This is a genomic window from Pseudomonas sp. M30-35, from assembly GCF_002163625.1.
Lineage (GTDB): Bacteria > Pseudomonadota > Gammaproteobacteria > Pseudomonadales > Pseudomonadaceae > Aquipseudomonas.
In genome coordinates this window covers 2,479,203-2,495,722 of record NZ_CP020892.1, presented here as the reverse complement: position 1 = coordinate 2,495,722, position 16,520 = coordinate 2,479,203, and the positions used below count along the sequence as shown (strand labels likewise).

At 60.4% G+C, this 16,520-nt stretch carries 4 protein-coding genes; 1 reads left to right on the top strand and 3 read right to left on the bottom strand.

All coding sequences use genetic code 11. The annotated features are described in order from the left end of the window. Window positions 1-65 precede the first annotated feature (65 nt). On the top strand, window positions 66-755 hold the full coding sequence (gene fhuF / locus B9K09_RS11460) for a siderophore-iron reductase FhuF (RefSeq protein WP_087516919.1): 690 nt from the start codon (window positions 66-68) through the stop codon (window positions 753-755). 11 nt (window positions 756-766) lie between these two features. Here the strand turns inward: fhuF and B9K09_RS11455 are convergent, their stop codons facing one another. The 3 genes from B9K09_RS11455 to B9K09_RS11445 are packed head-to-tail and all read right to left on the bottom strand — an operon-like array spanning window position 767 to window position 16,483. Next, a complete protein-coding gene (locus B9K09_RS11455; RefSeq protein WP_087516918.1) occupies window positions 767-2,419 on the bottom strand; it encodes a cyclic peptide export ABC transporter in 1,653 nt (550 codons plus the stop codon). Window position 2,420: 1 nt separating this feature from the next. Next, complete coding sequence (locus B9K09_RS11450) at window positions 2,421-6,275, bottom strand: non-ribosomal peptide synthetase (protein ID WP_087516917.1); 3,855 nt, start codon at window positions 6,273-6,275, stop codon at window positions 2,421-2,423. Next, entirely contained in the window at window positions 6,272-16,483 is a 10,212-nt protein-coding gene (locus B9K09_RS11445; RefSeq protein WP_087519076.1) for a non-ribosomal peptide synthetase, read from the bottom strand. The genes B9K09_RS11450 and B9K09_RS11445 overlap by 4 nt, the downstream gene beginning before the upstream one ends. Between the last annotated feature and the right edge of the window lie 37 nt (window positions 16,484-16,520).

The following is a 16,520-nucleotide window of genomic DNA, read 5'->3' as shown; positions in this document are numbered from 1 at the left end:
ACCAGGCTTGGCCGCCGATACAACGGGTTATCCGGCATGCTTCTGGAGTGCAGTCTTCCATTGCATTGAACCGGGTTGCCGATCCCGACACGCTGCAACCATTGCTGACCCAGTTCGCTCTGCTTTATCCCGGAGTTAACCGCGCGGCAGTGGTTTCGCAGTGGTCAATGAACTATATGAGCATTGTCCTTCCGGCCACTTTGGCCTGTGTTCTCACGCGTGATTGTGCGATCGATTTCTGGAGCGAAGAGGCTTTATTGCTGCACGATGAGGGGCAACCCCTCGCGCTGGAATTGGAAACCCGACTACCGGCCTTGGCCCCCGAAGACCGTGCAGACTATTGGTCGCGGCTGATCCACCAACATCTGGCACCACTTTTCACCACGCTGGCCGCCGCCGGTGGGCTAGCCCCGAAAATCCTGTGGGGCAACATGGTTGCCATTTGGGATGGAGCCTTCGCGAGAATGGATGCCGATTTGTCCAGAGACGGATTCGCCGAGGCGCACCGCTGGCTGGAGCAGGCGACGGTGAACGGCGGGCGCCTGAAATTACGGGGCCTGCAACGCATGGTCGAGTCACCTGCGCCGCAGATTTGCCCCTGTCTGCCGTTACGTCGGCATTGCTGCCTGCATTACCAGTTGCACGCGCCTGTTGAGGGCCAGCCGCCAGTGCTGTGTGAGTCGTGTCCGAAGCTGCATCGTCTACCTGTGGAAGAGCAGGTAAGTTACCTGCACTTCATCTATCAGGACGGTTGAGCGCCTCTCTTTTATGAACACGCCTCGGTCAGGGGCGCAGCCTTTGCGTGAGCCTGCGGTATGATTTCGCTAAGTGTTCCGTGTTCGATACGAATCAGTCGGTCTGCCAGATTGAAGTACGCATCGTCATGGGAGATGACAATCACCAGTTTGTCGCGCTCACGCAGGTCCGGCAGGATTCTGGTGTAGAAAAAGTGCTTGAACACCGGGTCCTGGTCGGCGGCCCATTCATCGAACAGATAGCAGGGGCGGTCTTCCAGGTAGGCGCTGAGCAAGGCCAGGCGTTTGCGTTGCCCAGTGGACAGCGCCAAGGTTGTCAGTTGGCCATTCTCAATTCGCACCTTGTGGTCCAATTGCAGATGCACCAGGTAGTCCTGTGCTTGCTGCACGAGTTGCGGATCGTCGCCATTGAGCAGGTTTTCGAACAGGCAAAAGTCGGTAAATATCGCCGAGAAGTGCTGTCGGTATTGGTGATTGTCGTTGGCTGAGGACACTTGTTCGTCGAGCATTATGTCGCCGCTTTCCGGGGGGTAAAGGCCGGTCAGTAACAAGGCGAGGGTGGTTTTGCCACTGCCGTTGCCGCCGGTTATGAACACCGCCTCACCCGCATTGAGGGTGAGGTCGATTGGGCCCAGCGTGAAATGACCATCCTCGCGCTCGCGGTAGTAGGTATGGGTCACTTGCCGGCACACCAGACTGCGAACCTGAGTCGCAGGGATCGACTCCACTGTCTCGCTGTTGGCCTGCATTTCGCCTTCCAGGGCGCGAATCTTGTTCAGCGCGACGCTGGCCCGACCCAGGGTTGGCAGTGCGTTCATCAGCTCCGACAGCGGGGTAATCATGTAAAGGATGGTCAGGATGTAACCGGTGACCAGGCTGACGCCTAGGTCGATAAAGTGCGGCGCGGCAAACAGCACTATGCCGATCAGCATGTAGAAAATGGCATTGCCCCAATTAAGCACCAAGGCATAGATGCTCATGCCACGGACAAAATCCCGGCGGTATTGCTGGCTCACCGGAATTAGCAGACGAGTGAAGAAGTGTTGCCGACGCGGGTGGTTAAGCTGCAGTTCCTTGCTGCCATCGGTGAGCAGGCGGTATTGATCGAACAGCTGATCCTTGAGCTCGCGCGCACGCGAGATCGACGTCAGCGCCCGACGTTGCGGCCAATTGAAACTGAGGCTGCCCAAGACAATCAGCAGCAGCGTCAAACCGAGCAGCGGCAGGCTTAGCCAGCCCAGATAGCCCAGGCAGGCGGCGATGATCCCCACGTTGACCAGTAAAATCGGCACCAACTCTACTGCCTGACTGATGGTCTGCGTGTCGTCAGTCAGCATGGCCAACAGCCGGTGTTTACCTAAACGCTGTAACTGCGCGAAAGGAGTCTCAATCAATTTGGTGCTCAGGTGCAGACGCATATCGTGGACAGCACCCTGTCCAAGGCGTAGCAGGCTGATATCGGCGATCACCCGCGAGATGGCTACCAGCACTACAAGCCCGGCAAAGTAGAGGCCATCGGCTGGACGTAACTGATCAAACACCTCCAGGCTGTGGTTAATGTTGGCGATCAGGCCCGCCGCCGCTAGCCCGCATATCAGGCCCGTCAGGGTTGCGATCAATAGCGCGCGCCATGAACGCTTGGCCATGAGTAATAACAAATTCATTTCAAGCTGCTCCGTCAGTAGCTATGGCCTCAAGGCGCGCAACCAGTTGCTGCTGCAAATCAGGTTGGTCAAGGATGGTCAGGTGTTGTGCTTGAATAACTTCACGAGTCAAGGGCCCGCTGCTCAGGCGTTGCCAATTCGGGTCAGCGAAATCAGTCTCGGCCAGAGTGTCGCTGGCCCACCAGACATGCACCGGACAGCTTAACCGCGGAGGCTGGAAAGTCGCCAGCAGATGCTGCGTATGTTGCTGGTAGCGCAGCCGTGTCTGTAGGTGCTCCCAACTGTCGCCATCCAGTTGCAGGCCTTGCTGGCGAGCCCACTGGACCAGCTCCGGCAGACGTGCCGAGGGAGGCAAGACATTCAGTTGTTCCACCAAGGCCGACAAGGCTGGCTGTGGCAACTGGCGCAACAGGGTCTGGCTGTCCGGGGTCAGGGCTTGCGCCGCCGATTCCAGCAGTGCCTCGACACTATCTTCTTGCGCCTGGCGCTGGTATTGCGAGTCGATGATGCCGAGAAAGGCTACCTGTTCGCCCTGACTTTCCAGCTGCGCGGCAGCGGTAATTGCCAGCAGTCCGCCCAGCGAGAAGCCCAGCAGATAATACGGACCGTGAGGTTGCTGTTGACGCAAATGTTCGACATAAATCGAGCACAGGCTTTCGATATCGCCGCCGAGTGTGGCGCTGTCTTCGGCCAGATAAGCTGCTTGCAAGCCCCACAGACTCCACGCTGGCAGTAGCGCCGGTAGCGTGCGGTAGTCCTGCACATGGCCCGTGGAGGGGTGGAAACAGAACAGGTTGGCATTGTTCACCGCAACAGCATCGGGGGCCGACAATCTTACCAGCGGCGAGAGTTTGAGCTGCGCCTGTACCAGCGCCGCAAACGCTGAAACGCTGGGCGCGGTAAACACGGCATTGACCGTCACCGGTGCCGATAGCGCCGTTTGCAGCCGACTGGCCAGTGTCACCGCCGCCAGCGAATGGCCGCCCAGGGCGAAGAAATCATCGTCGATACCCACCCGTTCCAGCCCCAGCACCTGTGCCCATACCTCGGCCAGCAGCGCTTCAAGTGGTGTACGCGGTAGGGTGCTGCCGACTGTATCGAGCACTTTGTCAGCCCATTGCTGCAAGGTTTTGCGGTCGAGCTTACCGTTGCCCATCAGCGGCAGCGCTTCGACGATGCGCAGGGTTGGCAGCATGTAATCCGGTAGGCGGTCCTGAGCCTGACCATGAAGTTGAGCAACAGTAATCGAATGTCCGGGCATCAGGGTCAGAAAGGCAAATAGCTGTTGGCCGAGTTCGCCCCTTGGCACGCATTCAACCGCCGCCTGAGCAACGCCGGAGAGACTGGCCAACTGTGCCTGGATCTCGTCGAGTTCCACACGAAAACCACGGATTTTTACCTGCCGGTCGGCACGGCCAGTGATTTCAAGGCTGGCGTCATGTCGGTAACGCGCCATATCGCCGGTGCGATAGAGGCGTTCGCCAGGCAGTTGCGCAAGTTCGATAAAGCGTTCAGCGTCCTGTTGTGCATCCAGATAGCCGCGCGCCAGTTGCGGACCGGCAATATAGAGTTCGGCGTTTTGCCCAGGGGCGGCCAGCGCTTGCTGGTCATCGAGCAGATACAGGCGCATGCCTTCGAGGCGATCACTCAGGGGCAAGCGGCGATAGTCACAGGCCGGATCAGCCTTGTGCATTACCACCCCAACAGTGGTTTCGGTAGGCCCGTAATGATTGAAGGTCATCAAGCTCGGTGCAAGATCGCGAATGCTTTGCAACAGGCGTTGCGAGCAAGTCTCGCCACCGAGGATCAACTGTTTGCGTGGCAACACGGCGGCGCCTTGGCCGTGGTTTAACCAAGCGTCGAGCAGCGACGGCACGACTTTCAGGTGATCAATTGGATACTGTGTCTGCCAGTCCGCCCAAGCCTTGGCGTCCATGGCTGTTGTTTTGTCCAGAAGGTGCAACTCGCCACCGCTGAGTAGCGCTGGGAACAGCAGTGTGTAGCCCAGGTCTGCCGCCAGTGAGGTGACCACCGCACTGCGTTCGCCCGCCAACAGTTGCAGCCGCCCGGACACACTGTAGACGTAGCTGGCAAGTTGGCCGTGCTCAACGATTACGCCCTTTGGCGTACCTGTACTGCCAGAGGTAAACAGCACATAGGCTGCGTCTTGCGGCTGGATTTCGATGTCCACGGCGGTCATTGGGCTCTGCTGCCATGAAGCTACATCACGCAGGTCAAGGCTGCCGACCGAGGGTAGCGTCGGGCCGCTGCCAGCTGCACCGCTGAGTATAAAGAGCGGCTTCGCCTGTTGCAGGATTGCCAGTGAGCGCTGCGCAGGCTGTTGAACATCCAGCGGTACAAACGCCGCGCCGCTTTTAAGTACCGCGAGCATTGCAAGCACCATCTGCGCCGATCGATCCAGGTACAACGCCACGCGGTCTTCGCGGCCTACACCTTGGGTCCGCAGGTAATGCGCCAGTTGATTACTGCGGCTGTGCAGTTCGGCGTAGCTCAGGTATTGGTTCTGATCGCGCAGCGCCACGTGGTCGGCAAATTGTTCGGCACACTGGCTGAAGCGCGTGGGCACACTGATAAAAGGCTGCGCTGTGGTTTCAAGTGGGGGCTGAAGAGCGGCCAGTGCCGCTGTGAAACTCGGCGCCTGCAACGACAGATCAGCCAGCCTCTTGTCTGGGCTAGTCAGGGCATCGAGCAGCAGCGACTGAAACTGCTCCAGCAGGATCAAGGCCGCTTGTTCGCTGTAGCGGCTCGGCATGTGGCACAGGTTCAGGCGATAGCCGCTGGCGTTATCTTCGCAACCAATCGCTTCAGCGACGAGAAGCAGTTCCATGCCTGGGGGAATGGCGTGAACAGTCAGCACTTTGAGCGTCGATGCGATGCTGCCAAGCATGTCGAGCTGGTCCGGCAGCTGAGCTCCCCATTGGAAGCCGTAATGCGTAGCGCTGACCGGCAAGGCGGTGCTGACACCACAATACTCTTGCCATTCGCTGGCTTGCTCGCAGAGCGTCTGGGTATTCGCCAACACTTGGGCAAAGGTACTGTCGCAACCAGCTTGCCAGCGCAAGGGCAGGGGCTTGGCGAACAATCCCCAGCAGTCTGCAAGTTCTTCATAATCGTCGCGGCAATCATGAACCCAATTCAATGTCAGAGCTGAATTGTCGCCGGTGCTCAGGCGCTGCAACAGCACGGCCCAAGCACTCATCAATACCTGTTCGGCTGAGGCTGTGTGGCGCTGGCAATAACCGTCCAAAGCAGCGCTTAATTGCGTGCTGGTGATCAGGCTGGTGGTTGCCGGGGAATCGGGCTGGTCGGTGCGCACCTGCCGGTAGAGCAACTCGCTGCCGACCGGTTCGGCCAGAGCCTGGCTAGCCCAGAACCTGCGGCCGTGTTCGGCGTCTTCATCGGCCTGCAATTCGTAGAGCCAGGCACTGTATTGAGTGTAGGTCATGGCCTCATCGTCGACCACGGGTGCCTCTGCTGCGCCCAGTGCCTGCGCCAGGCGCAGCAAGGTGCCGCGATCGGCGCTCAGTGCAGGCAATTGCAGCGTCACCCGGTGCAGATCAGCAGCCAGCGACTGCACCTCAACGTCGACCGCGTTGGTTGCAGTCGCGGGTTCAACAACCTGCAACGGCATCAACAATCCCGATTCCGGCCGCACACGCAAGCGCAAGGCCTCGTGGCAAGCGGTCAGGGCGGCGAGCCGTTGGTGCAGGCGTTCCAGCGTCAGCGTACCGTTAATTTCCAGTTCCAGACGCACGGGTGCCAGCCCCGCCAACCACTGGCTGCGCTGCTGTGGCGAGAGTGCGAAAGCTTCTTCAGGTTTTTCGTACACAGTCATACCGGCACCTCCATGTCTGGCAACGGTTGTGCTGCTGGCCGGCTGCTCGCCAGTTGTTCGCGATTCATCATCTGGCCCATGGCGACACAGATCTTACGCTCGCCCTCAAATGGGTCCCGGGCGTGGGCCACCAGCATGTTGTCGAGCATCACCATGTCGCCCTTGTGCCAGTCGAAGCGCACTGCGCAGTTCTCGTAGGCGGCGCCGATCACTTCCATTACCTGGTCTTCGATCACGCTGCCATCGCCGTAATACACGTTGCGTGGCAGGTTGCCCAAACCGAACAGGTTGATCAGGTTGCTGCGCACCTCAGGTTCCAGGCACGCCGAGTGGTGCAGTTGCACTTGATTGAAAAATGACAATTCTCCGGTCTCCGGATGTTCGATGATCGCCGGGCAACGCTGGGCAATGCGTAGGTTATCGGTGCCCAGCCACTCCCATTGCATGCCTGAGTTCTGGCATTGGCGCTCGACTTCGTCTCGTTGCTCGGTCTTGAAAAAGTCCTGCCAGCGCACGTCCAGCTTGTCGGTGAAGTGCCGTACATAAAGCAGGCCCTGAGCCTTGAGACGAGCGACGATGTCCTCGGGCAACCGCGTCAGCACCTGCCGGCAATCGACGATCGGCGTGCAGCCGCCACGCGGTGCTGGCGTTTCACAATAGAACCACTGTTTGCGTGGCCACTGCGGCAAGTGCGAGCTCTCATTGTGGAAGAGAATCATGTGCTGTTCCGGGTATGGCGTGGAATGGTAGATGTTCTTGCCGGAGGTGTTTTTCGGCAGGTCGCCATAAGCCCCGTAAAGGTCAGGTTCGATGGCTTGGGCGAACTGCTCGAAGGCGGCGGCATCAGGCAGGTTAAACCCGCGGAACAGCAAACCGCCGTGGCTGAGCAGTTGTTGATTGATCCATTCACGGGCTTGCAGCGCCCAGTGCACAGGGTCCAGCTCGCCAAGCAGCGGCTCGATTACCAGCGGCAACGTTCGCCCATCACCCAGGGTGCGGGTGCGTACCTGTTCGTGCGCCACCTGACTTACGGCGGTGGCACGGGTTTGCTTGAGTTTGCTCAACTTGGACATTTTGCGTGCGCTGCGGGCCGCCACATCGTTGCCCGACGAGTCAGGCTGGGAGACGGCGGCGCTGTCGTTGCTACCCGGCAGTTGCCATGACCAATCGTCCAATGCTTGCTCGGGTGCCACAAGGAGGCGCTCCAGCAAGCCCGCGAAGCCTTGCTCAAGCAGGGTGATGGTGGACGCGCTCAACACGCTTGTGCGATAGACCCAGCGCACGCTCAGACTTTGATCCTCGTTCTCCTCGACAAACACGGCCAGGTCGAACTTGCTGCTCTGCTGGCCCTGCATCAGGTGTTCCTCTACTTCAAGGCCCGGCAGGCTGGCGGTGGAACCCGGTGTGTTCTGCATGACGAATAGCACCTGAACCAACGGATTGACCCCCGGCGTGCGCGGCGGCTGCAGCTCCTCGACTAGCTTGTCGAACGGTACTTGCTGGTGTTGGAAGGCTGACAGGCAGTCATCACGCAAGCGTTGCAGGCGTACGGCAAAGTGTTCGCCCTCGGTCAGGCGTGCACGTATCGGCAACACATTGACGAAGAAACCGATGAGGTTTTCCACGGCCGGGTGTTCGCGGTTGGCCAAGTCGGTGCCGACGATAAAGTCGTGGCTGCCGGTGGCGCGCTGCAACAGGCTGTTGAAGGCATTGAGCAAGACCATGAACAGCGTCGCCCGTTGCTGCTGTGCGTAGGTTTTGAGGGTCTGAGCCTGAGCCGGAGTGAAGCGTTGCTCAAGCGCAGCACCTTGATAGTCGGGACGTGTCGGCCTTGGGTTATCCAGCGGCAGTGCGATCAAGGTCGGAGCGCCGTCGAGCTGGCGACGCCAGTAGTCGATGGCACGTGCCAGCTGACGTTGTTGTGCTTCGCTGCGTTGCCAGAAGGCGTAGTCCGCATACTGAACGGGCAGCGGCGCGAAGGCCGGTGTAGCACCCTGAGTGAAGGCTTGATACCCGCTGATCAGCTCCTGCATCAGAATACCCATGGACCAGGCGTCGGTCGCGATGTGATGCAGCACCAACTGCAACACGTGATCATCCGTGCCTAGACGCAACAAACTGGCGCGCAACATAGGTGCCTGTTGCAAGTCGAACGGGCGGGCAGACTCTTCATCGATCAGGCGCTGAAGGCGTTGTGCCTGCTCCTCGCCATCGACATCGGTCAGCTCGGTTGGCGTCAGGTCAACCACCGGTGCCGGGCTGATCACCTGGCACGGCTGGTCGCCATTGAGGTGAAAGGCGGTACGCAACGATTCGTGACGCTCCAGTACCTGCTGCAACGCCGCTTGCAGCGCCGCGATGTTCAGCACGCCGCGTAATCTGACGACAGTGCTCATGTTGTAGGCCGCGCTCGGGCCTTCGAATCGATCGAGGAACCACAGCCGTTGCTGGCTGTAAGACAGCGGCAGCGGTTGGTTGCGTGGGGTCAGGGTGATGTTGACCTCGCCGTCGGCCTCGATCTGCACGTCGCGCTGTCGATCAACCGCTTCGGCCAGCTGTTCCAGGGTGCCGCGTTCGAACAGGATACGCAGTGGCAGGTTGACCTCCAGCCGACGACGGATACGTGACAGTACTTGGGTCGCCAGCAACGAATGGCCGCCGATGGCGAAGAAATCGTCGTGCACGCCAACCTTGTCCAGTCCTAGGATTTCTTTCCAGAGCTCAGCCAATACCTGTTCAGTGGCAGTGCGCGGTGCCACACACAACTCCTGATCCTGCTCGGTTTGAGGGATGCCGATGGCGGTTAGGGCGCGACGGTCGACCTTGCCGTTGGCGTTCAGCGGCAACTGTTCAAGCTCCAGCCAACGGGCCGGCACCATATAGCTTGCCAATTGTGTGCTCAAGTAAGCGGCCAGTACCTGTTGCGCGGGCTCGCCGCCCAGGTTGGTAGTGCTGTCGAGCACATACCAGGCCACCAGTTGCAAGGTGCCACGTGCATCCGGCAGCGCCAATACTGCGGCACTGTCGATTGCCGGGTGCTGCATCAAACGGTTTTCGATTTCGCCCAACTCGATGCGATAACCGCGGATTTTCACTTGCTGGTCGCGACGCCCAAGGTATTCGATCACACCATCTGCGCGCATGCGGCCAATGTCACCGCTGCGATACAACCGTGCTTGCGGCTGGAACGGGTGAGGAACAAAGGCCTCGCGGGTGCGTTCTGAGTCGCGCAGGTAACCGCGACCCACACCGACCCCGCCGATGCACAATTCGCCGGGAACCCCGACAGGCACCACCCGTAGCGCCGAGTCGAGAACGAATACCTGGTTGTTGGCGGTCGGACGGCCGATAGGCATGTGCAGGCAGTCATCGGCCGGTGGCTGGGTGATCGGATGGAACGCAACATCGTCCGAGCACTCGGCTGGGCCATAGGCGTTCATCATCGGGGTGGACGGGAAGCGTGCGAGCCAGTCTCGCGCCAGCGCCGGTGGCAGCGCCTCGCCAGTGGGCAACAGCCAGCGCAGGCTGGCCAGACTATGTTGCGGACGACTTTCCTGGAGCATGCCGCGAATCAGTGCAGGCACCGTTTCCAGCAGCGTCAAACGCTGTTCCTCGACAACATCAAGCAAGGCCAGCGGATCATGCGCCTGAGCGTCGGGCAGTATGTGCACGGTGGCGCCAAACAACGGTGCGGCGAGGAACTGCCACACACAGATATCGAACGCCGCCGAAGCGGTCTGGGCAATACGGTCGCCTTCGCTCAAACCCAGGCTCGGCACTTTACCGAACATGTTGTTGAGCATCCCACGGTGCTCGACCATAACCCCCTTGGGCGTACCGGTGGAACCCGAAGTGAAGATCACATAGGCCAGTTGATCAGGGTTATGCGAGTAGGTAACTGGCGGTTGCTCGCTGCCTTGCCACAGCGCTTGGACATTCAGGCAGTTGGGCTGCTTGTGCATCTGTGGCAGTACGTTGTCCAGCGTCGAGGCTGCGTGCTCGCAAACCAGCAACAGCGGGGCTTCACCCAGATCAAGCAGCTCTGCCAGACGGGTGGCCGGTTGCTGGGTATCCAGCGCCTGGAAGGCGGCGCCGACCTTGAGGGTGGCGATCATCATGGCCAGCAAGGGCAGGCCACGATCGGCAAATAGCGCCACCAATGTTTCAGGACCCGCACCGGCTGCTTGCAACGCGTGAGCAATGTTATTGGCGCGTCGATCCAGTTCGGCGTAGGTCAGGGATTGCCCTTGGCACACGGCGGCGATGTGTTGGGCGCGGTTGCGTACCTGATCGGCGAATAGCGAGGCGTAGCCCCGTTCCAGCGGGAAGTCGACGGCGCTGTTGTTCCATTCGACCTGCAACGCCTGACGCTCCATTTTCGGGAGCATGTGCAGGCTACCCAGTTGGGCCTGCGGTTGATCGAGCATGGCGGACAGCAATTGCACCAGATGCCCGAGCATCCGCTGCACGGTATCGCGGGTGAAACGCTGGTTGTCGTAAGACAAGCGAATCCCCAGGCGGTCGCCAGGATAGAGCACCACCGTCATCGGGAAATTGGTGTGCACCCGATCTTCATAGATGTCGATGCTGAAGGCGTCCAATTGCACACTGCTGATATCCAGCGGGGCGTTTTCGAATACCACCAGGCTGTCGAACAACTGCTGGCCGCGCGGTACATCACTGCAGCGCTGGATATCCACCAGCGACGCGCTTTCGTGTTCGCGTAATTGTGCATTGTGCGACAGCAGCGACTGCAACCAGTCGGCCACCATTGCTTGCGGATCGACATCGATGCGCAGGGGCAGGCTGTTGATGAACAACCCAACCATCTCTTCCACGCCCGCCAGATCAGTGGGGCGACCGGCCACGGTGACGCCGAACAGCACATCGCGGTTACCGCTGTATCGCGACAGCAGCAACGCCCAGGCACCCTGAATCCAGGTGTTAGGCGTCAGCTGATAGGTTTGGCACAGCTGCTGCAAACGCTGGGTCTGACTGATGCTCAGGGTCTGGTCGAGATCGCCGACCTGTTCCGGAGCCTGTTCTGGGCGGTTCAGCGGGCTGTCAACATGCAGTGGCGTCGGTTCGCTGAAACCTGCCATTTCCGCCTGCCAGAAAGCGTGAGCTGCGGCCATGTCATGGCGCTCCAGCCAGCTCATGTAACCACGGAACGAACGGAACAGTGGTCGGGCCACAGGCTCCTGGCGCACGATGGCTTGGTAGATCGCCAGTAAATCTTCCATCAGCAGGCCGAAGCACCAGGCGTCAGTCAGGATGTGGTGGAAGCTGCGCACCACGGCGAAGCGGCGCTCGTCGAGTTGGAACACCCGCAGGTGGGTCAAGGGCGCGCAGGCCATGTCGAAACCTTGCAGGCGTTGCGCTTCCAGGGCCTGATCCATCGCCAGCCGCTGTTGCTCTTCATCGAGGTGGCGCAGGTCTTGCCAGTCGAACGCCGGGGCGGTTTTACGGTAGACACATTGCAGCGGCTCATGGTCGTCCTGCCACCAGAAGGCGGTGCGCATCATCGGATGGCGCTCAAGGAACAGTTGCCAGGCGGCTTCCATGGCTGGGCGTTGCAGCACGCCGTCCCAACTGTAGCGTTGTTGCATCAGGTAGATGCCGCTGTGGGGTTGCAGCAGGGTGTGCAGCAGCATGCCCTGTTGCATGGATGACAAAGGGTAGACATCTTCGATGTTCGACCAGTCCAGCGGTTCAGCGGCCAGGGTTGCCGCCTGCTTGTGGCAAAGCGGGAAGGCCTGACTGGCAGGACGCAGCTCGGGTTCGGCAAGGAGCCCGGCCAGCTCGGTCAGCTGTTGTACGAGGCGAGGCATCCAGCTGGCGGCAAGTGTGCCTTCGCTGCGCAGATACAGGCGACCGTCCTGCCAATGGGCATCCAGCGTCAGTGGGCAAGCAGGGGCTGTCGGCTGGCTCGCGGCCTCGACCTGCGCCAGGATGCCGTGTTGTTCGCGATGGCTGTCGCGGTTACCCAGCCAGCGAATGGTGACCGAGGCACTCGGCAGGTCGCCCAGCGGCTCCTGCAAGTAAGTGTTGTCCGAGAGGTAACGCAGGACACCATAGTCGGCGCCATGTTGCGGGTAGGCACGCAGTTGCACGGCCAGTGCCTGCAAACGTTGCAGCAGGCTGTCGCCTTCAGGTTGGAGGAAGAAGGGAACCGCCAGCTGCAAAGGGCCGACGATGCGGGCCGGGTCAAGATCGGCCACGGCAATCGGTGCGCCCACAGGCAGTTGCTCTGTCGCCGGGCGTGCGCCTTGAATATTCAGCGCAACCAGGCCTGCACCGCACTGTGCTTGGCACTGTTCTACCACAGCGCTGGCCAGCAGGCTGTTCCAGTCCAGATGCAACACTTCGCCCAAGCGCTTGAGGTCACGTGAGGTGCTGGCTGAAAGCTTTTCTTCAACCAGGCTGATTGGCTGTTGACTGTCAGGCAATTGCACGGTGTCCATGCCTGCATATTGCAGCCAGTGTTCCCAGACATCGTCCAGCGTATCGCCCTGGGCATAGCTGTGCTGGTGGCGTGTCCACTGGGTGAAGTCGCCGCCCGCATAGGACAGCCGCACGGGGCGCTGATACAGCAGTTGCCCCAACGCCAGATTGAGGTCGGTGAGCAACAGCGGCCACGATGCTTCGTCAAGACTCAGTGGGTGAGCGGCCAGCAGCAGATGGTGCTTGCCGTCATGCTCCAACAGGCAAGCATGCAGTGTTTGCCCGCGTTCCAGATCAAGGCCGTCAACACCCGCCTGAGCCACGGTCTGCAAACGTGAATAGCTGAGATCTACGAGGCTCTGACGGCTAACCACCGGGCCCGCTGGAGCGACCAGTACCTGCTGCTGCCATTCGCCATCCGGCAGTGCCTTGAGCGCCAGACGCAACGCCTGGTGGTGCTGTTGCAAGGCAGCAATGGCCTGGCTCAGCAGTTGGCTATCAATCACTTGGCTAAGCGCCACACAACGCCATGTGGCGTCCAGCGAACCTTGTTGTAAGCGCGCCAGTTGACCGGCTCCCAATGGCAGGTCATAGCCGTCGGCAGCGTTTTCTGCCACTGCGTGACTGGCGTCAGCACCCAGAACCCGTGCGATATCGGCGATGGTGCGGTTTTCGAATAGCTGACTCGGCGTGAGCTTGAGTCCTTGCTGGTTGGCACGGGCGATGATTTGCAAGTTGAGAATCGAATCGCCCCCGAGGGCGAAAAAGTTGTCGTGCACGCCAATCCGTTCACGCTTTAGAACTTCCTGCCAGATGTCCGCCAGCAGTGTCTCGACTTCATTGCGCGGCGCCACGTGAGTGGTGCTGTCGTCGGTTGGCTGTTGCGGTATCGGCAGACGCTGAGCATCGACCTTGCCGTTGCGGTTGAGGGGCAGTTCGTCAAGCGTGATGAAGTGCGCAGGCACCATGTAGTCCGGCACGCGTGCGCTGAGGTCGTTACGCAGTTTGGTGGCCGAAAGCGACTGGCTGGCGACCAGATAGGCCACCAATCGCAGGTTGCCATCCAGTTCCACGGCGCGTACCAGAGCCTGTTCAATCAGCGGCGACAGGCGCTTGATCTGGGCTTCGACTTCGCCCAGTTCCAGGCGATTGCCACGGATCTTGACCTGACTGTCGACCCGGCCGATAAACGCCAGCTGGCCGTCCACCTGCCAGCGCACGCGGTCACCGGTTCGGTACCAGCGTTGCTGGTTATCATCAAGCTGGAAGCGTTCGGCAGTCAGATCAGGCCGGTGCAGGTAGCCCCGGGCCAGAGCACCCTCGATCAACAGTTCGCCTGATACTCCGGTTGGCACCGGATGACCATTAACGTCGACCACCCGCAGTTGCCGGTTGGGCAGCGGTCGACCAAGGGCAATGCTGCGCAGGCCTGCGCTCAGTTCGCTGGCAATCGCACCAACCGTCGCTTCGCTCGGCCCGTAGTGGTTGAGCACCCTGAGCCCCGGCGCAAGGCGGTTGACCTGTTCCAGCAACGCCGGGCTAAGGGCGTCGCCACCAAAGACCAGCAGGGCACGAGGCAACAGGCGTGCATCGGGAAGTGCCTGCAGTAACCCGGCCAGATGGCTTGGGGTTATTTTCAGCACATCCAGCGGGTGCTGGTCGAAGAGGTCGGCCAGTGCCAGCGGGCTGAAACCGACTTCTTCATCCACCAACAATAGGCTCGCGCCGCTGCACAGGGCACCGAACAGTTGGGTGTGACCCAGGTCTGCCGCGACGCTGGACAGCAAGCCATAACGAGCTGTCGACGGCGGATTGAGGACGGTCTGCACCGCTGTCAGGTAATCAACGATGGATTGATGCTCGACCACCACGCCTTTGGGGGTGCCGGTTGAGCCCGAGGTGTAGATCACATAGGCGGCATCGCTTGGGCTGTGCGCCACCGCGGGCGGGGTGTCTGGCTGCGTGGCGATGACCTGCGCCTGTTCCGTCAGCCAGAGTGCAGACGTGTGTTCGGCCAGGCCCTTGAGCAGTGGCGATGGCGCGGCACCGATCAGCAGCGCGGCGCGACTGTCATCCAGGACATCGGCCAAACGCCCGGCGGGCTGTTTGATATCCAGCGGTAGATAGGCCGCGCCGGCCTTTAAGGTCGCCAGTAGGGCAATCACAAACTCAGTGCTGCGTTCCAGGGCAAGGGCCACCACGCTGTCATGGCCGATGCCTTGGGCGCGCAGGTATTGGCTGAGGCGGTTAGCCTGCTGGTCCAGTTCCCCGTAGGTGAGCGCCACTTTGCAATCACGGATCGCCAGGTGTTCGGGATTAGCCGCAGCGTGTTGCTCGAAACGCTGATGCAGGCAGACCTGAGGCACCGGCAACTGCGTTCCGCGCCCTTGTATGAGCAGGCGTTGATGCTCCTCAGGACTGAGCCACTGCAACTCACCAACCGGGCATTGTGCTTGCGCCGTCATCGCCAACAGGATGTCGCGCAACTGTGCTGACAATACCGCGATCTCGGCATCGCTGAAGCGTGCGCGGTTGTAGCTGATCAGGTAGTGCAACTGCTTGTCCGGCACCACGATCAACGACAGCGGGAAATGGTTGCGGCCTTGGGTGAGGGTGATGCCATCGGCCTGCTGGTCGCTGCTCGGTGCCTTGAAGCTAAGGCCGCCAGTGTCCTGGTTGAGCGCGTCAGTGACCGGGAAGTTCTCGAACACCAGAATCGAGTCGAACAGCGCCTGTTCAGCGGCAATGCTTGTCATCGACTTGAGTTTGCCCAGCGGCAGGTAAGCGTGATGACGCAAGTCGCTGTTGGTTTGCTGCAACTGTTGCAACCAGTTCACCAGCGTTGGTCCGTCAGCCCATTGCACGCGCAACGGCAGGGTATTGATGAACAGCCCCACGGTGTTATCCACCGCCGCCAGATTCTCGGGACGACCGGCGACAGTGACGCCATAGACCACATCGTCACGCCCGGCATGTTGGCCGAGCAGCAGTGCCCAGGCGCCTTGGATCAGCGTGTTGATGGTCAGGTCGTTTTGGCGGGCGAAGTGAGATAACTGCTCGGTTTCGCTGGCCGTCAGCAGGCTTTCACGTTCGGCGAAGGGCGCCCCGGCCGGTGCTGCTTGGCGTACGGCAAAGTTGGGCAGCGGGGTCGGCTCGCTGACCTCTTGCAACTGATCGCGCCAGAAGCCTTCGGTGGCAGTCATGTCCTGTTCCGCCAGCCAGGCGATGTAGTCCCGGTAAGGGCGGGTCGTTGGCAGGTTGGCGGGGCGTGAATGGGCTTGTTCGTAGTACAGAGCCAGCCATTCCTGAACGGCGATGCTTACGCTCCAGCCGTCCATAAGTATGTGATGGAAGGTCCAGACCAGGTGCCAGCGTTCGGGGGCCAAACGCACTAGGCAGACGCGCATTAGCGGTGATTCATTCAACTCAAGGGGTTGCGCCCGTTGCTCCAGCGCCAACTGTTCGAGCGCGGCCTGCGGCTCGGCGCGGTCTTGCCAGTCCAGTTCGGTCAGGGGCAATGCCACTTCTTGTTGTACCACCTGATAGGCGTCGTCCAGGTCTTCCCAGAGAAAGGCGCTGCGCAATACAGCGTGGCGCTGGATCAATGCCTGCCAGGCGCCGCGAAACGCGCTCAAGTGCAGAGGACCATTCATTTCCAGGCTCAACTGCTGGTAATACACCCGCGAATCGGGCTCAACCACGCTGTGGAACAGCAGGCCATGCTGGGTGGGCGAAAGCGAGTAGATGTCTTCGATGTTGTTCATTTTTTGCGGATCCATTTCAAAGGCTTGGAAAACGTAG